This window comes from Lysinibacillus sp. FSL R7-0073 (assembly GCF_038009065.1).
GTDB lineage: Bacteria > Bacillota > Bacilli > Bacillales_A > Planococcaceae > Lysinibacillus > Lysinibacillus fusiformis.
Window position 1 is genome coordinate 770,107 of sequence record NZ_JBBPAS010000001.1, and the last position, 17,853, is coordinate 787,959.

The 17,853-nt window shown below is 39.2% G+C and carries 14 protein-coding genes; 12 read left to right on the forward strand and 2 right to left on the reverse strand.

All coding sequences use genetic code 11. The features are described from left to right. The first annotated feature begins 240 nt into the window (after positions 1–240). The 8 genes from ftsE to MKY88_RS03670 all read left to right on the forward strand — a co-directional run bounded on the left by ftsE (position 241) and on the right by MKY88_RS03670 (position 7,911). Positions 241–927, forward strand: a complete 687-nt coding sequence (gene ftsE, locus MKY88_RS03635) for a cell division ATP-binding protein FtsE (protein WP_008178797.1) — start codon at positions 241–243, stop codon at positions 925–927. Then, the gene (ftsX, locus tag MKY88_RS03640) at positions 917–1,801 is read left to right on the forward strand and encodes a permease-like cell division protein FtsX (RefSeq protein ID WP_036123380.1); all 885 of its coding nucleotides are present in this window, start codon (positions 917–919) and stop codon (positions 1,799–1,801) included. Before ftsE ends, ftsX begins: the two co-directional genes overlap by 11 nt. A gap of 61 nt (positions 1,802–1,862) precedes the next feature. Then, a complete protein-coding gene (locus MKY88_RS03645; RefSeq protein WP_193830986.1) occupies positions 1,863–3,173 on the forward strand; it encodes a murein hydrolase activator EnvC family protein in 1,311 nt (436 codons plus the stop codon). 322 nt (positions 3,174–3,495) lie between these two features. Next, a complete protein-coding gene (locus MKY88_RS03650; RefSeq protein ID WP_340813015.1) occupies positions 3,496–4,125 on the forward strand; it encodes a hypothetical protein in 630 nt (209 codons plus the stop codon). 2 nt (positions 4,126–4,127) lie between these two features. Beyond that, positions 4,128–4,715, forward strand: coding sequence for a redoxin domain-containing protein (locus tag MKY88_RS03655; protein WP_193830988.1), 588 nt, complete (start codon positions 4,128–4,130; stop codon positions 4,713–4,715). Positions 4,716–4,944: 229 nt separating this feature from the next. Then, a complete protein-coding gene (locus MKY88_RS03660) occupies positions 4,945–6,387 on the forward strand; it encodes a S41 family peptidase (protein ID WP_193830989.1) in 1,443 nt (480 codons plus the stop codon). Positions 6,388–6,508: 121 nt separating this feature from the next. After that, positions 6,509–7,690 (forward strand): PDZ domain-containing protein, encoded by a 1,182-nt coding sequence (locus MKY88_RS03665; RefSeq protein WP_193830990.1) that lies wholly within the window; start codon positions 6,509–6,511, stop codon positions 7,688–7,690. Beyond that, positions 7,690–7,911 (forward strand): DUF2198 family protein, encoded by a 222-nt coding sequence (locus MKY88_RS03670; RefSeq protein WP_340813016.1) that lies wholly within the window; start codon positions 7,690–7,692, stop codon positions 7,909–7,911. The genes MKY88_RS03665 and MKY88_RS03670 overlap by 1 nt, the downstream gene beginning before the upstream one ends. A gap of 31 nt (positions 7,912–7,942) precedes the next feature. Here MKY88_RS03670 and MKY88_RS03675 read toward each other — a convergent pair whose 3' ends face one another. Beyond that, positions 7,943–8,269: an AzlD domain-containing protein gene (locus MKY88_RS03675; RefSeq protein WP_036123398.1), complete on the reverse strand. Its 327-nt coding sequence runs from the start codon at positions 8,267–8,269 to the stop codon at positions 7,943–7,945. Beyond that, positions 8,266–9,000 (reverse strand): AzlC family ABC transporter permease, encoded by a 735-nt coding sequence (locus tag MKY88_RS03680; protein WP_036123399.1) that lies wholly within the window; start codon positions 8,998–9,000, stop codon positions 8,266–8,268. The genes MKY88_RS03675 and MKY88_RS03680 overlap by 4 nt, the downstream gene beginning before the upstream one ends. A gap of 125 nt (positions 9,001–9,125) precedes the next feature. On the opposite strand from MKY88_RS03680, the gene MKY88_RS03685 reads away from it, so the two are divergent. From MKY88_RS03685 to addA, 4 genes are all read left to right on the forward strand, one after another. After that, complete coding sequence (locus tag MKY88_RS03685) at positions 9,126–9,677, forward strand: helix-turn-helix domain-containing protein (RefSeq protein ID WP_025116785.1); 552 nt, start codon at positions 9,126–9,128, stop codon at positions 9,675–9,677. A gap of 11 nt (positions 9,678–9,688) precedes the next feature. Further along, positions 9,689–10,327, forward strand: coding sequence for a TVP38/TMEM64 family protein (locus MKY88_RS03690; RefSeq protein WP_258267807.1), 639 nt, complete (start codon positions 9,689–9,691; stop codon positions 10,325–10,327). Between the two features lie 277 nt (positions 10,328–10,604). Further along, complete coding sequence (gene addB / locus MKY88_RS03695) at positions 10,605–14,114, forward strand: helicase-exonuclease AddAB subunit AddB (RefSeq protein ID WP_193830992.1); 3,510 nt, start codon at positions 10,605–10,607, stop codon at positions 14,112–14,114. Between the two features lies 1 nt (position 14,115). Then, the gene (gene addA, locus MKY88_RS03700) at positions 14,116–17,832 is read left to right on the forward strand and encodes a helicase-exonuclease AddAB subunit AddA (protein ID WP_193830993.1); all 3,717 of its coding nucleotides are present in this window, start codon (positions 14,116–14,118) and stop codon (positions 17,830–17,832) included. The last annotated feature ends 21 nt before the right edge of the window (positions 17,833–17,853 follow it).

Below are 17,853 nucleotides of genomic sequence, written 5' to 3' on the forward strand. Positions count from 1 at the left end.
TACAAAGCATTCAGGCGGATTGCCTGGATGCTTTTTTCTTGTGAAGCAGCAATCGACACTGTATGTCGTCGATTGCTGTTTTTATTTTATGTCATATTTTTAAGGATTATGGCAAGGAAAGAACGAAATAGAAGGAACTGCCACGGATTGAAATGAAACTGTAATAAAAAAACAGAAATAGAGTGCTATAATAGTAAATGAAATACCTCTTACATAGTGAGAGTTTTAGGTGGTTTAATCATGATAGAAATGAAAAATGTGACAAAGAAGTACCCCAATGGCGTTGTTGCGACAAATGGTATTTCTGTAAATATAAAGCAGGGCGAATTTGTGTATGTAGTAGGCCCAAGTGGTGCAGGTAAATCTACATTTATCAAATTGATGTACCGTGAAGAAAAAGCAACGTCAGGGCAGATTATTGTGAATGGTATCGATTTAGCAACGTTAAAGAATAAGAAAGTCCCATATTTGCGTCGTCAACTTGGAGTTGTTTTCCAAGATTTTAAATTATTACCTCGATTGAATGTCTATGAGAACGTAGCGTTTGCGCTAGAAGTAATCGAGGAACAACCTGATGAGATTAGACGTCGCGTTATGGAAGTTTTAGAGCTTGTAGGATTAAAGCATAAAGCTAGAATGTTTCCGAATGAGCTCTCAGGGGGAGAGCAACAACGTGTGTCCATTGCACGCTCTATCGTCAATGTACCAAAAGTTGTGATTGCGGATGAACCTACGGGGAACCTTGATCCTGAAACTTCATGGGAGATTATGAATTTATTTGAAGAAATTAATGCGCGGGGGACAACCATTGTAATGGCGACCCATAACCGTGAGATTGTTAATACGATTCGACGTCGAGTTATCGCTATTGAGGGCGGTTTAATTGTCCGTGATGAACACGGAGGTGAATACGGCTATGAAATTTAGTACTGTAAAGCGTCACTTCCGTGAAAGTATTAAGTCTCTTGGACGAAATAGCTGGATGACCATTGCGTCTGTCAGTGCAGTCACAGTTACACTTATCCTAGTTGGCGTTTTTGCGCTTATTATGATGAATTTAAATAAAGTGGCATCGGATTTAGAAAACGACGTTGAGATTAAAGTATTAATTGATGAAACAGCAGATGAGGCAGCAGAAAAAGCACTCATTGAGAAAATTAAAAAATTGCCTGGAATCTCAGAAATGAACTACTCAACCAAGGAAGATGAGTTAACCAAATTAGTCAAAGATTTTGGTGACGATTTTAAACTATTTGAGCAAAGTAACCCATTACGTAATGTAATTTATGTAAAAGCAACTGAGCCTCAGCAAACGGCAAAAGTGGCGAAGGCGATTGATAAATATGAGTATACATATGACGTTATGTATGGTGAAGGCAAAGTAGAAAAACTATTTAACTTCTTAAATATGAGTCGTAATGTAGGAATCGTGCTTATTTTAGGGTTATTATTCACAGCGATTTTCTTAATTTCAAATACTATTCGAATTACGATTATTGCGCGACGAGATGAAATTGAAATTATGAAACTAGTAGGTGCCACGAACTCATTCGTGCGTATCCCGTTCCTATTGGAAGGTATGTGGCTCGGAATTTTAGGTTCTATTATTCCGATTGCGGTTGTCACAACCCTTTACCACAATATATATAAGATTATTGCACCTCGTTTACAAGGTGAGCTCATTCAAGTATTAGATTTTTCTCCACTTGTGTATCAGGTGAGCGGTCTTCTGTTACTCATTGGTGTGTTGATCGGTATTTGGGGAAGCTTTATGTCAGTACGTAAGTTTTTAAAAATTTAGTTTAGCACTCACAGCGGATATTTGTGAGTGGGAAAATGAATAGTCGAAGGGAGTTCAATCGGTGAAAAGTAAGGCGAAAAATACATTGAAAACACTTGCAGTAGCATCTGCTCTAATTCTTTTTATCCAAACTCCATCAGCGTTTGCAACAAGTTTATCGGATTTAAAAGAAGAGAAAAAGCAAATTGAAACAAAGAAAAATGAATTAAATTCATCCATTTCAAACAAATCAAATGCCATTACAGCGAATCAAGAAAAACAACAAAAAATCATAGATCAAATTCAAGCATTAAACGCTGAAATCGACAAAACAAATAGTGATATAAAAAAAGTACAAGCCGAAATTCATGCAACGAATGAAGAAATAAAAAAACTAGAAGAGTCTATTAAAGAACTATTGCATAAAATTGAAGAGCGCGATGTTTTACTACAAGAGCGTGCTCGAGCAATTCAAGCAGGAGGCTCTGTTAGCTATTTAGACGTATTATTAGGTTCTAATAGTTTTGTAGACTTTATTGATCGATTCTCTGCGGTCAATGCCTTAATGGAAGCGGATCGTCAAATTATTCAAGATCAGAAAGATGATAAGCAAAAATTAGAAGAACAAAAGCAAATTGTAGAAGAAAAACGTAAAAAGTTGGAAGGTCAACGAGCGGAGCTTGAACGATTAAAGGCTTCCTTAAATAGCCAAAAGACTGAGAAAAATAAATTAGTTGACCAATTAGAAAAAGAGCAAGAAAAGCTAAAATCAGAAAAAGTATTACTTGAAAAAGAGTATTCAGAGGCTTTGGAAGTTAGCCAAGAATTACAGGATCAAATTATTTCTGAGCAAAAACGTTTAGCTGAAATTGCTCGTCAACAAGAAGCAAAACGTAAAGCAGCCGCAGCTGCAGCGGCTGCAGCAGCTGCCAACAATGGCGGTGGCGGCTCATCTGGTGGTACAGTCAATGCCCCACAATCGAACGGGACATGGATAAAACCAACGAATGGTCGTTTAACATCACCTTATGGATGGCGGAACCTTGGAGCAGGCCCTGAATTCCATTATGGTGTGGATCTTGCCAATTCAACAGGGACACCAATTTGGGCAGCAGCGGATGGTGTAGTTGCTTATGCTGCACCACTAAGTTCCTATGGAAATGTGGTCATTCTGACGCATTCGGTAGATGGGCAAATTTATACAACTGTATATGCACATTTAAATTCATTTAATGTGAGTGTAGGACAAGAAGTAACGCAAGGTCAGCAAATTGCTGCAATGGGTAGTACTGGTCGCTCTACTGGTCCACACTTACACTTCGAAGTGCACATCGGTCCTTGGAGAGGACAAGCAGTTGGTAGTGTAAACCCGCTAAAATATATACCATTGTAAAATATCAGCTATACATTAGAGCAATCTAGTGTGTAGCTTTTTTTGTCCTTCAGCCTTATGAAGGACCTAAGTATGTTTAGTGCTCAAGCAAAAAAATGAATTAATAGCTAGCCATAACTATTTGATAGACAGCAATATTGTTAGGATGTGATGAACTAGCGAAGCTCCTCACTTTTCCTATTATCAGATTCTATTTAATGTTATGATGAATATATACGTAGTGGGGTATATTTCTTAAGATTTTCTGAACACAGTGTGAAATTGGCTTATGTTGAAAAATTCTATGCTATGCTGTATGTATCTTTCGGAGGTGGATTAGAGAGTGATCAATACAAATTGGTACTCCATCCGAGCACTAACTTTACCAGCAACTGCAATTGCTCTACTTATTACATTTTTCATAGTTTGGCTTATTCTGCGCTTACAATTTTCAAAAAAGTGGTCTGAGGCATATAGTGATGCAGCCTTTACATTTATACTTGTGTGGAAATTTAGCCTGCTTGTCACTGACTTTAAATCAGTGGTGGCGCAGCCTATCTCCTTACTTTATTTCAATGGAGGCACAGTTGGCGTTTTTCTTGGTGCCATCGTTGCATCTTTTCAAATATGGCTGAAGAGACATAAGGTCCCATTACAAGGCCAAAATATAATGGCGTATAGTTGGGCGATCATCTTAACGCAATCCATTTATCAATGGCTGGTTGTGCTGTTTAACGACAACTCTACAACGAGTGAGGTCATTACATTAATGGTACTAAGTGTATTGACCGTCTTCATACTATGGAAAATACAGGAAGTAAAACAAGGCTTAATACTGTATACAACTGGTCTAATCATTGTTGCCTTCTTCCAGCCACTTGGTATATGGCAAACGGCTATAGGTATGAGTTTATTATTGCTTTGTCTTGGTATAGTTTTAGAACAAGTAAAACGAATCATAGTGGGAGGGTAAGAATGAAAAAAAATATTGGACTACTGATTGTCGTGCTTTTAGTAGTTGCGATGATTGGTACATATGTTAGACAGCAAATTAATGAAGACCGAGCTATTGAAAAATCTGCTCTAGGTAAGGATATAGAGGAGCGAAACTTTGGTTTAGGCAATGGAGATACACCGCCTGATTTTACATTAACAAGCTTAGATGGTGAAGACATCACGTTAAGTGATCTTCGTGGAAAGAAGGTTGTATTGAATTTCTGGGCGACATGGTGTCCACCATGTAAGGCAGAAATGCCCCATATGCAAAGCTTCTATGATAAATATGGCCAAGAAAAAAATGTTGAAATCATAGCTGTCAATTTAACATCGGCAGAGCGTGATGTGACAGCGGATGCGAAAGTGGATACGGTGATGACTTTTAGAGATAGCTTTGAGCTAACATTCCCAATTTTATTGGATCCTGAAAATTCAGCAGGCTCAGACTACCAAATTATCACCATTCCAACAACTTATTTTATTGATTCTAACGGCTATATACAGCGTGCCATCAAAGGACCAATGGACGTGGATATGTTAAAAGAATATGTAGATGCATTAGATTAATTCATAAAAAATCTGTTCAGTTTCTATCGTAGAAACGAGCAGATTTTTTTTACGGTGACACCTTGATGGGGAATCTCATCGTGCAGAGAAGTTTTCCACATTTCCACAGAGTAATGCCGATTGCTCGCAAAGTGAGAGAAAGTATCTCCCCAAATCATAATTTTGAAAACTAATCTTGTATGTTTGAAAAAATAGTGTCATACAGTAAAAGAGACGGAGGAGGGAAGATTTGCGCAAATTAACGGCCGGTGTCGGTGTCCTACTTAGTAGTTTAGTGGTAGGCAGTGGTATTTACTTTGATTGGTTTAATATTGGTGATAAAAAGGAGCCTGTTACGGAGGTTGACACAATTGGTGAGGCCATAACCCTCATTGAAGAAAAATCAGTGTACAATACAAAAAAAGATGCATTGGTGGAAGGAGCCCTTCGTGGTATGGCAGATGCCATTAAGGATCCTTACAGCACTTATTATTCCAAGGAAGAGGCTGAGCAACATCGACAAATGCTAGCTGAAGAAAGAGTAGGTATTGGGATTGAACTCTCAGAAAATAAAGGGAAATTTATCGTAGTTTCCCCTGTTCGCTCATCACCAGCAGAGAAGGCTGGAATGCGTTCACTCGATGAAATTGTACAAGTAGATGGTGTTCGTGTAGATGGTAAAACGATGAGCGAATTAATGCATTTAATTCAAGGAGAGAAGGGGACGAAGGTTACCATTGTTGTTTACCGTCCAAGTGAGGATAAGCATATTAAAATGACAATGGAACGGGCCGCGATCTCTAACAAGACTGTCTCAAGTGAAGTTGTAAAAGTAGAGGATACAGCAATTGGCTATGTTTCAATTTCACTGTTTGGTGAGAAGACGGCAAATGAATGGGTTGCTGAAACAAGTAAATTACTTCGGAAAGATGTTGAAGGAATTGTTATTGATGTTCGTGATAATCCAGGGGGGTATTTACATAGCGTCGCAGCGCTACTAAGCACAGTATTAGATAGTGGCAAGGTATTTGCATATATGCAAAATGCTGAAGGTGCTATGGAACCATTAAAAACACAAACAAAAGGTATTGATGAAAAATATTTAGAAAAGATGAACAAAATTCCGATTGTTGTTTTACAAAATCAAGGTAGTGCTTCTGCAAGTGAAGTATTGAGCGGAGCCTTAAAAAGCTGGGGGCGTGCTTCTCTTGTTGGGGTGAAGAGCTTTGGGAAAGGAACTGTACAGGAATCTTGGGAGCTTTCGAATGGTGGAGAGCTTAAATTATCCACAAATAAATGGCTAACACCGAAACGTGAATGGATTCATGGTCAAGGCATCGAGGCAAACTTAGTAATTGAGCAAAATGAATTATTCGCTTTTCAACTACATCCACTGACAGGGAAGTTTAAAGTAGGAGATATGAGCGAGGAAATTTCTTATTCACAAAATGCCTTACAGAAACTTGGCTATCAGATTGATCGCTTAGATGGTTATATGGATGATACAACGGCTGAAGCCGTCAACCTTTATCGTAAACAGAAAAAATTAAAACTAGCAGAAGATGAATTTTATATGGATACGACCTTCTTTAATAGTTTGAATGAAACATTAAAAAATTATAAAGTAGACCGTCAAAACGACCAACAATTCCAAATGGCAACTAGTTTTTTACTACACGCAATTGAACAATAAACTCGCTAGTAGAACAAAAATACCATAATACAGAGCTTTCTATGAGTTTGTACTACGCAAGAGTGTAGTCGTTTGATACAATAAATTCATAGTATTCAAGATAGAAACGGCGGGTGTTCGTATGGTTAGTGATATATTATTAGAAATTGTAACAGCGATTGGCCGCTTTTTACTCAACCCATTACTGTATGTAGCCATCATATTTGCTATTTTATTAGGTTATCGTCGCGTAAAGCAGGAGCGTAAATATTTTAATAGACGGATTATTTGGGGCTGGACAGAGTTAGTCGGACAATGGAAAGATGGATGGCTTTATGCATTGCTTATTTCGCTAATAAGTGTGGTGGCAGGGCTTACCGTTCCAAAAGTTTTTTTAATCATTGTAATAGCGGTCTCGATAGTAGGGATCGTATTGTATTTCCTGAATGTGTTGTCACCTATTTTAACAATGGGTATAGCAACGCTAGCAATATGGGCTATGTCTTACTACAACTGGTCCTTTACTTGGTGGAACATTTCCTTAGCAGGTGTCGATTTAGAGAATGGGGCTATCGTTACCATTTCTATTCTTGTAGGTCTTTGTGTGATTGCTGAAGGTCTTTTAATTCGACGTGCAGCAATGAAGGTCACAACACCTTGTGTGGAAAAAACAAAACGAGGTATGCAGGCGATTGTCTATCGTTCAAGAAATGTTTGGGTACTGCCTATTTTCTTTGTTATGCCTGGTGATGCGATTTCTGCTGTATTCCCGTACTGGCCACAGTTTACGATAGGGGATACTAGCTTTGCACTGGTCCTTTTCCCACTCGTAATTGGCTTTTCGAAGCTGATAAGAAGGGATTTACCTGCTCTAGTATTTCCTAAAATTGGGCGTTCTGTAGTTATACTTGGACAGCTTATTTTAATAGGGGGGCTGGCTGCATATCTTGAACCAATGATCGGTTATATTACGCTTGGGTTGGGAGCAATTATCCGTATCATCATTTCCATCTATTATGCTCAGCAGGATAAAACAGATCATTATGCGGTAGCACCTAGCACAAAGGGTGCAATTATTGCAGCAGTGTTTCCTGATTCGCCAGCTGAGAAAATGGGCTTACTTGCAGGGGAATGTATTCGGAAAGTAAATGGTGTTTCTATTTTTACAGAAAATGAATTATACGAGGCATTACAATTGAATGCCGCTCATTGTCGTCTTGAAGTGCTAGATCGAAACAATGAAATTCGTTTAACGCAGCATGTCATTTATAGTAATGATCATTACCGAATTGGATTACTACTTGCTGAGCCGAGGGATATATAATGGACGTTTTTGGGAAAATGATGTTGGCGCTCTTAATACCTGCTTTATTGGTGCTATTGTTCACAAGAATTACGTATAATCGCTATGTTGCTCTATTATTGGCCATTGCGCTTATCGCTGCATCAGTATATGCAGGATATACATCCCCACCAATTATTTTCGTTATAGATGCATTTTCATTAACAGTGGGCTTTTGGTTAGCAAGTAAAATGAAGAAATAAAAAAGGTCAGTCCTCGTGGGGACTGACCTTTTTACATGAAAAATCGCACAGCTGCCATTATGATAACTCCTGCAACGACAGTAATAGATAAACTTTTTGTAATAAGAGCAATAACTAGCGTTGGCACAAATGTAATAAAGACTGGCCAATCAAGAGTCACAACTTTGCCGCTTTCGGTATCGATTAAATTTTCGATGACAAGAGCACTTAAAATACAAACAGGAATAAAACTAAGCCACTTTAGGACCACATCTGGGAGTGTGACACTGCGTACAAAAATAAAGGGAATGACACGTGGTAGCCATGTGACAAGCGCACAGCCTATAATCAGCCATACCATATAAGCAGTTGTTGTCATTTGTCAGTCACCACCCCAATAGTTGCTACGATCACCGTTGCTAGCAAAACAGCCACATGTGAAGGTACTATATAAGAAAGACCATACATAATAACAGCCATATAGCCGATTAACTTAATATAATGCATGATTTTACTTTTGCCGACACTACTCAATTGTAAAACTAAAAGAGCGACAAACATAGCGACTAGGGCGAAATCTAGTCCCCATTGTTCAGGGTTTGCCACCCATTGCCCTAAGAAGGCACCCGTGACACAAGATAAAATCCAAAAAATATACGCAGTTAAGTTAAGCCCATCCATCCATTTACCGTATAATTTACCCGTTTGCATTTGCTTGGTCACAGCCACCCCAAAGGTTTCATCTGTTAATAAAGTACCGAAGCCTACATTTCTAAGCATCGAATAACGGGTAAAATGAGGTGCTAATGTTAAACTCATTAATAAATGGCGTAAATTGACGACAAAGATGGTTACAATGATAGCAGAAGCAGGACTACTTGTTAAAAGTAGTGCACAAAAGATAAATTGTGCTGAGCCTGCGTAAATCAATATGGTTAAAAGGGCGATTTCAAGTACTGATAGTCCTGAAGCGGAACCTACAACACCGAATGCAAGTCCTATACTAATATAACCGAGTAAAGTGGGTACACAATCCTTCACGCCCTGTATAAAGCTATCGTTGGGAGAGTTTGTTGCCGGTTCATGATGAAGCTCTGTTGTACTTGTCATAAATAGGTCATCCTTTCTTAAAAATTTCCATGTATACTGTTGATGGAATAGTTTGATAGTTCTTGATGTTTATTAAAGTATACATATGTCTGATAAAATAAACAATAGAAAATTGGTGATTAAAAATGGAACAAATGAGCCGAAATTTAGCCTTTCAATTAAAGAAAATTAGACAACAACGTCATTTAAGCTTAGATGATGTTGCTAAAGCAACGGGCGTTAGTAAAGCGCAACTTGCTCAAATAGAAAAGGGAGAAGCGAATCCTACTGTATCAACCATTTGGAAAATAGCTGCTGGAATGCGTATTTCATTTTCTTCTTTATTACAGCCGCCAACAGCTCATTACATGCGTTATAGCAGTAAGGATGTCCCACATGTTGATGAGGATGAGGGACGATATCGTGTCTATTCGATTATTCCGTATAATCCTGAACGAGGATGGGAATTCTACAAGGTTGAAATGGAGCCTGGAGCCATTAGTAGGAGTGAAGCCCACACAGAAGGGGTAGAGGAAACTGTCATGATTATCAAAGGACAAGCTGCTATTTCTGCTGGAGATATGCATGAATTACTGGATGAAGGGGATACACTAGTATTCTCGGGGCATCAACCCCATGAATATCGAAATACATCTGAAGGGTTAACAATTTTTCATTTAATTTTACAGTATAAATAGAGGTGTCGATAGTGAAAGAATGGTTTACAGTAGAAAATATTGAACTTGTTGCGGCGCAGTATCGAACACTCGGCCCCGTCATTGGTTTACTGCTACCTTTTCTAGAAGCGTTTTTACCATTCCTACCATTAGTAGTGTTCGTTGTAGCTAATGCAAGTGCATTTGGTTTATGGCTTGGATTTTTATTATCTTGGTTGGGTTCTGCGGCTGGATCATATGTGGTATTTTTGCTTGTCCGACATTTTGGTAAACATCCAAGGTTGCGATTTATAACTGGTAGTAAGAAAGTACAGAAGCTTATTAAGTGGGTGGATATGAATGGCATAAGCCCTCTTTTTGTCCTCCTATGTTTCCCTTTTACACCTTCTGTCATCGTGAACATTGTGGCGGGTTTATCCCATATTCATAAAAAGTTTTATTTCGTCGTTTTACTAGCAGGAAAGTTCGTTATGATTTTAGGTATGAGTGTATTGGGATATGATTTAAAATCGTTACTAACAAGCCCTGTGAAATTAATAATTGCAGCTGTTGCGATTGTTATTTTGTGGTTTATTGGTAAGCTGATTGAGAAGCGATTGAATGCCCGTGTAGAGAGAGATTTAAAACAAGCGCGAAATTTGACGAAAAATCAGGATCACCATGCAAGATAAAATAGTTGTAGCCTCTTTAATTTGTTGAAGAGGCTGTTTTTTTGTGAAATGAATCATTGGTTTTTATTGTCTATCGAAGGTTGATAGATAGTATTTGCTAGTTTTTTTCGATAGAATTTAAGATAGATGATCAGGGACGTAAATAGCGCAATCACTCTGGCAACGGAATCAGATTAAGTGATGGAAACGATGAAAAATAATCTATATATGTAGGTGAATAGAAGCGAACGCGCAATTAAAATTGTTAGACAGTAATCTATAGAGGAGGGGAAAGGATATGACATTGCAAATTGTTTCGGGACGTTCGGGAACAGGGAAATCAGTATTTATTCATCAAGAAATTGTTGAACAGCTAAAGACTGATCCACTAGGTCATCCTATTTTTGTAATTGTTCCTGACCAGATGTCTTATTCTACGGAATATGAGCTAACGAATAAGCATGGTTTGCAGGGCTTGATTCGTGCGCAAGTGATGACGTTTAAGCGTTTAGCATGGCTTGTTTTACAGGAGACAGGTGGTATTGCTCGTAAAGAAGTGAATGGCTATGGTTATCGGATGCTGATCCGTAAACTTTTGGAGGAACAAAAAAGTGAGTTCTCTTTATTCCGACAAGCTGCTGGAAAACGTGGTTTTACGGAGGAAATTGAAACACTTTTAAAAGAATTTAGTCGATATAGTGTCAATAGCTCTGTTTTAGCTGAGGTAACAGAATCTTTAAAGACCATTGACGCGCCAAATACCTTACAAGCGAAAACCAATGATTTACATGTCGTTTTGCAGGCTTTAGAAGAACGACTTGGTACGACATATGTCGATAGTGAGGGCTATTATCCGATATTAACGGAGCAATTGAAGTATGCTGAAACAATGAAGCAAGCAACCATCTATATTGATGGATTCACAGCCTTCACTGTGCGAGAGTTAGAGCTGGTACGAGAATTGCTTAAGGTAACTAAACAGGTAACAGTCGTTCTTCCGTTTGATCATATAGAAGAAGCTTTTGATGAACAGGCTCTTTTTCATGAAGCAGCGTTAACGAATCAGCGACTACATGATATGGCAAATGAAGAGGGAATAGACATCGAGGCACCTTTACATTTTTATTATACTCAAAGATTTCAATCTGAAGATTTACAACATGTGGAGGCAAATTTTGCTTATATGGTGCCGCAAACGAAAGAAACTTCTGGAGATGTAGTGGTGTTTGAAGCATCCAATCGACGAGCGGAGGTTCACGCGATTGCCCGGGAAATAACAAAGCTGACAAGGGAAGATGGCTATCGTTATCAAGATATTGTCCTTTTATATCGACAAGCAGAACTTTATGATCCATTGATTACAAGTATTTTTCAACAATATGAAATTCCTATTTTTACAAATACTAAAAAAACAATGCTCCATCATCCATTGATAGAGCTTAGTCGTTCGGCATTAGAAATCATGACGTCTAATTGGAAGTATGAACCTGTATTTCGAAGTGTAAAAACAGATTTGTTTTTCCCCTTACAAGCGGAGCTAACCATTTGGCGTGAGCGAGCTGATCGATTGGAAAACTTTTGCTTAGCGCAAGGAATCTATGGTGAACGTTGGTTTGAAGAGGCTCGTTGGTTTTATAAAAAGTATCGTGGGCTTGAATTTCATTCGCGTGTACAAACAGATGAAGAACGTGCCATGCAAGCAGAAATTGAGGCAATTCGTGACGAAATTCGTCAGCCGTTAAAGGTGTTTCAAGACAAACTGAGTATTGCGCCAACGGGTAAGGAGGTTGCCACTGCTTTATTTGAGCTTGTAGAGTCCCTACAAGTATATGAGAAGCTTCAAGCTATGAAAGATCGTGAGCTTGAGCGGGGGGATGCACTGGCAGCGAGTGAACATGAGCAAGCCTGGAATGAATGGATCAATGTATTGGATCAATTTGTCTATATGTTTGGCGAGCAGGAGATGACTGTGGAGGAAGCGGCTAAAATTCTTGATGAAGGTTTTGATACATTAGAATTTTCTCGCATTCCGCCAACATTAGATGAGGTTATGGTAGCGACGGTTGATTTAGCTCGTTTATCCAATGTTAAAGTGGCCTTCGTTTTAGGAATGAATGATGGTGTATATCCAACTCGAATGGAATATGAAGGTTTATTGTCAGATACAGAGCGTGAATGGTTTAGTCAAATTGGTTATGAGCTTGCACCAACCTCTTCTAACCGTTTATTACAGGAAAATTTCTTATTCTATCGTGCTGCTACAACACCCTCAGATAAGCTTTATTTGACGTATCCTACAGCAGATGAAGAAGGAAAGGCACTGTTATCGTCACTATATATAAAAAAATTCATCGGAAATGACAAAACAGCTGGTCTGTTAAGTGGTATTCAAGCGGAGCGGGTTGTAATGGATCCAATTGAATTATTAGATGGAAATGCTTTACCGTATTTACGCCATCCCCGAACAGCATTAGCCCATTTAATGGTGCAACTACGTCAGGCAGAACATAGCCGTGAACTGGCACCTGAATGGCTGGCGTTACAAAAATTTTATCAACAGGACCCTTACTGGGCACTTATCTTTGATCGAGTACATTATCCGATTACTCATAAAAATGAAGCAGAGCCATTGGAAACCTATATAACACAAGAGTTATATGGGCAAAAGCTCACATCTAGTGTATCTCGAATAGAGAAATATTTTAGATGTCCATTTTCTCATTTCACAACGTATGGTCTACGTTTAGAAGAACGTGCGGAGTACCGATTAGAAACGTTTGCAATGGGTGATTTATTCCATGAGGCTCTAAAGTGGATAACAGAGGAAACTCACCGACTGCAGCTATCTTGGATTCGTTTAACAAAACAGCAAATTAAACAGTTGGCACGTCAAGCAGTAGAACAAATTGTTCCTGTCTTCTCCCATCAAATTTTATTATCGAGTGCGCGTTATCGCTATATTCAGCGAAAGCTTATTCGAATTGTGGAGCGCACGATGATGGCATTGACACAGCATGCAAATGTGTCTCACTTTAAACCAATTGCGATAGAGGCTTCGTTTGGCCCAGGACAACATGAACAGCTTCCACCTCTTGAGATTGATTTGACTAGTGGTAAGAAAATGTTTATGCGAGGGCGTATAGATCGAATCGATAGTGCCACGATAGATGACCGTTCTTATTTACGGATTGTTGATTATAAATCATCAGCTAGAGATTTAGATTTAAATGAGGTTTATTATGGATTGTCTTTACAGGTTCTTACTTATTTAGATGTGGCAATGGAAAATAGCTCCTATTGGCTTCCTGGGGAAACGGAGCCAGCTGGGGTACTGTATGTCCATGTCCATAACCCCATGTTAAAACTAGATAAGGATATGACGGATAGTGAAATAGAAGAGGACCGTTTAAAGCAATATAAAATGAAGGGTCTGCTGTCTGAGAATGCTGAGTCCATTTTATCGATGGACGAGCAGTTAGAGGAAAGTAGTGGACACTCAAAAATTATCCCTGTCTATATGAAAAAAGATGGAACACCTTCTGAATCGCAATCTCGCATTGTGCCTGTGAATGATATGAAAAGACTCCAGCATTTCGTACGTCGTAAGCATCAGGAGGCAGGGAATGGGATTTTGTCTGGTGATACTGCCATCAGCCCGTATAAATTAAAATCCAAAACGGCCTGTGATTATTGTCAATTTGCCGCAGTTTGCCAATTTGATCCATCTGATGGTAAACAAAACTACCGTCAGTTGATGCAAGCGAAACCAAATGAAATTGTTGATAAAATTCGGAAGGAGGTAGAGTAGCATGGTCCAAACAATTCCTATAAAGCCGGCGGATGTCTCTTGGACAGACGATCAGTGGAAGGCCATTTACACTAGTGGTCAAGATACACTTGTGTCTGCTGCGGCAGGGTCTGGGAAAACAGCGGTACTGATTAATCGTATGATTGAAAAAGTTATTGCTACTGACAATCCCATCAATGTAGATGAGCTACTGGTGGTGACCTTTACGAATGCTTCAGCAGCTGAAATGCGCCATCGAATGTCAGAAGCTCTAGAAAAGGCTATAGTAGAAAATCCAACTTCCAATCATTTAAGACGACAACTGAGTCTTATTAATAAGGCGCAAATATCCACATTGCATTCTTTTTGTTTAGCAATTGTTAAACAATATGCTTATATGCTCGACATTGATCCTGGATTTCGTATTGCTAATGAGGCAGAGGTAGCCTTATTAAGAGATGATATAGTAGCGGATGTTCTAGAAGGAGCCTATGATTCTGAAGAAGAGACACAGGTACAAGCTATTTATCGACTTGTGGATAGCTTTACGTCGGATCGAGATGATCAGGCTATTGAGACGCTGATTAGTAAGCTTTATGATACTTCTCGTGTGCACGCAGAGCCTCACAGGTGGCTGTGGAGTTTACCGAAAGCTTATGAATTAGCAGAGGAAGTGACGATTGATGATTTAGAGCTATCCCACTATGTTAAATTGACTGTTCGACATAGTTTGGAGGAAGCCTTCGTACTAATTTCAGAAATGCGAGCAATCACCCTCCTACCGGATGGACCAGCCCCATATGCTGAAACGGCAGAAATTGATTTTGCTATGATTCAGGAAGGGATTCGAATAAGTCAGGAAGGGACATGGCAGGAACTCTTTGATTATTTTGCGACCGTCAAATGGTCTACATTAAAACGAGTATCCAAGGATGCTTTAGTAGACGAGGAGCTACAGGAGCTTGCAAAGAAAAAGCGGGAAGCAGCGAAAAAAATTATAAATAAAATGAAAGAAACCTATTTTATTCGCACACCCGCACGTTTGCTAGAAGAAATACGCTTAATGGCGCCAATCATTGGCACATTAGTGGAATTGACAAATATTTTTAGTGAGCAATTCCGACTTGCCAAATTAGAGCGAGGTATTATTGATTTTTCAGATTTAGAGCATTATGCACTGCAAATTTTAACAGTTGAGATAGATGGAGAGCTACAGCCTTCTCCCGTAGCACTGGATTTGAAAAAACGTTTTAAAGAAGTACTTGTGGATGAATATCAGGATACAAATATGCTACAGGAAACGATCTTACAACTTGTCAAATCAGGAGAAGAACAGGATGGTAATCTGTTTATGGTAGGGGACGTCAAGCAGAGTATTTATCGTTTCCGCTTAGCTGAACCTAAGCTCTTTATGAGGAAGTATAGTGAGTTTTTGGAAACGCCTGATGAAACGGGCATGCGTATTGATTTAAATGCCAACTTTCGTAGTCGTAAAGAGGTATTGAACGCGACGAACTATATTTTTGCACAAATTATGGGTGAGCGTGTTGGCGAAATTTTTTATGATGACAATGCGTCATTAAAGCCTGCAGCGCCCTATGATGAAAAAGAAGTACCTGTTGAGCTTGTCGTAATGCACCCTCCACGGGATGAGGAGACAGTAGACGAGCAAGAGGATAAGACTGAAGAAGCGACTGAGCTAGAGGAATTAAAAAAGTCACAATATGAAGCACGTTTTATTATTGATCGTATACGACAACTGATGGAAGATGGAACAACTGTTTATGATACGAAATCAATGACAGAAAGGCCCTTGAAATATAGTGATATTGTTATTTTAATGCGTTCTATGACATGGTCGACAGATTTAGTGGAGGAATTTAAGCTAGCAGGTATCCCACTCTATGCAGAATCATCCAAAGGCTATTTTGATGCACTGGAAGTCATGATTATGTTAAATGTCCTAAAGGTAGTAGATAACCCTTATCAGGACATCCCATTGGCTTCCGTACTGCGTGCACCGTTTGTTGGCTTAACTGAAAATGAATTAGCTAAAATCCGCTTAGCCGATTCAAAGGTGCCTTTCTATGATGCGCTACGACAATTTATTCGAAGTGAAGGACATGGGATACAGACAACTACGTTTGAAAAACTTCAACGCTTTATGCTAGCTTTTGAAAATTGGCGAGATTTAGCACGTCGTGGGTCACTATCAGATTTAATTTGGAAGATTTATTTAGATACACATTATTATGAAATGGTTGGCGCAATGCCCAATGGTAAGCAGCGTCAGGCCAATTTACGCATCTTACATGATCGTGCATTAATGTATGAGCAAACGGCCTTTCGGGGTCTCTTCCGCTTTTTACGCTTTATTGATCGGATGCGTACACGGGGGGATGATTTAGGTACTGCTAAATCAATTGGTGAAAAGGACGATGTAGTACGCCTTGTGACCATTCACTCCTCCAAGGGATTAGAATATCCTGTAGTCTTTGTGGCAGGAATGGGACGTCCGTTTAATAAAATGGATTTTCATAATCCTTATTTATTCGACCAAGATTTTGGACTAGCTGTAAAGGCTATTGACCCAGAAAATCGGATTACTTATACTTCGTTACCGTTTTTGGCGCTAAAAGAGAAGAAAGAGCTAGAAATGCGTGCAGAGGAAATGCGTGTTTTATATGTTGCTATGACACGTGCTAAGGAACGTCTGATTTTAGTGGGCTCCGTGAAAAATTGGGAGAAAACACGGGACAGCTGGCAGGATGCACAAAATATACCAAGTGATGCACCGCTTCAAGAATATTTGCGGGCTAGAGCTAATAGCTATCTAGACTGGGTTGGACCAGCCGTGGCAAGGCATGGTGACTTTGCCCCCCTATCTACCACTTCATATAAAGAATTGGACAGTCCATCCCATTGGTGGATACAGCCGGTTGATACGAGACATTATTCGTATGATATACAGGCATTTGATGATGAAATACAACAACTCCTTTCAACACAAGAGGACGAGGCGCTTTTATCCGAAATAACGACACGCTTTCAAGCGCAGTATACGTATCAAAAATCAACAAGAAAACGTTCTAAAACGTCGGTTAGTGAAATTAAGCGTATAGAAAACTTACAGCGTCAGGAGGAACCAGAATATTATTTTGCGACTCCGGCTAAGCAGACGTCAGCTTCTATTGCACCACGACCAACTTTTTTACAGGATCAACAGCTAACAGGTGCCGAAATAGGAACGGCTGTTCATACAGTGATGCAGCATATTCCACAGTTTGGCTTTGATGATATTGAAGCTGTAAAAAGCTTTGTAGCAGATTTAGTAGCAAAACAGCTACTAACAGAGGCAGAGGGAAAAGTGGTCCCGATAGCGAAAATTTTTCATTTCTTTCATACCGAAATTGGACAACGCTTTAAGCAAGCAAGACAGATACGTAGAGAAATGCCATTTACTATTAGTAGAGTAGATGAGGATGGGGATGCTCAAATCGTTCAAGGGATTATCGATTGCTTGTTTGAGGATGAATATGGCAACTGGGTTTTGCTAGATTATAAGACAGACCGTATTTTGCCTCATTTTGCAAAGGAGCCCTCCCTGACAAAAGAAATAATGGGGCGTTATGCTGTTCAGCTTTGTGTTTATAGTGAGGCTATTGAGTCGATTTTACAAATTAAAGTAAGCGATAAAGTGCTGTATTTATTCGATAATGAACAAACTGTACAGGCGTAAGTTTTTGTTATGGAAAAGCGG

What these genes read in the sequence shown, in the direction of transcription:
- ftsE (WP_008178797.1), top strand. Translation starts at nt 241, where the DNA reads ATGATAGAAATGAAAAATGTGACAAAGAAGTACCCCAATGGCGTTGTT.
- ftsX (WP_036123380.1), top strand. Translation starts at nt 917, where the DNA reads ATGAAATTTAGTACTGTAAAGCGTCACTTCCGTGAAAGTATTAAGTCT.
- MKY88_RS03655 (WP_193830988.1), top strand. Translation starts at nt 4,128, where the DNA reads ATGAAAAAAAATATTGGACTACTGATTGTCGTGCTTTTAGTAGTTGCG.
- MKY88_RS03665 (WP_193830990.1), top strand. Translation starts at nt 6,509, where the DNA reads ATGGTTAGTGATATATTATTAGAAATTGTAACAGCGATTGGCCGCTTT.
- MKY88_RS03670 (WP_340813016.1), top strand. Translation starts at nt 7,690, where the DNA reads ATGGACGTTTTTGGGAAAATGATGTTGGCGCTCTTAATACCTGCTTTA.
- MKY88_RS03675 (WP_036123398.1), bottom strand. Translation starts at nt 8,269, where the DNA reads ATGACAACAACTGCTTATATGGTATGGCTGATTATAGGCTGTGCGCTT.
- MKY88_RS03680 (WP_036123399.1), bottom strand. Translation starts at nt 9,000, where the DNA reads ATGACAAGTACAACAGAGCTTCATCATGAACCGGCAACAAACTCTCCC.
- MKY88_RS03685 (WP_025116785.1), top strand. Translation starts at nt 9,126, where the DNA reads ATGGAACAAATGAGCCGAAATTTAGCCTTTCAATTAAAGAAAATTAGA.
- addB (WP_193830992.1), top strand. Translation starts at nt 10,605, where the DNA reads ATGACATTGCAAATTGTTTCGGGACGTTCGGGAACAGGGAAATCAGTA.
- addA (WP_193830993.1), top strand. Translation starts at nt 14,116, where the DNA reads ATGGTCCAAACAATTCCTATAAAGCCGGCGGATGTCTCTTGGACAGAC.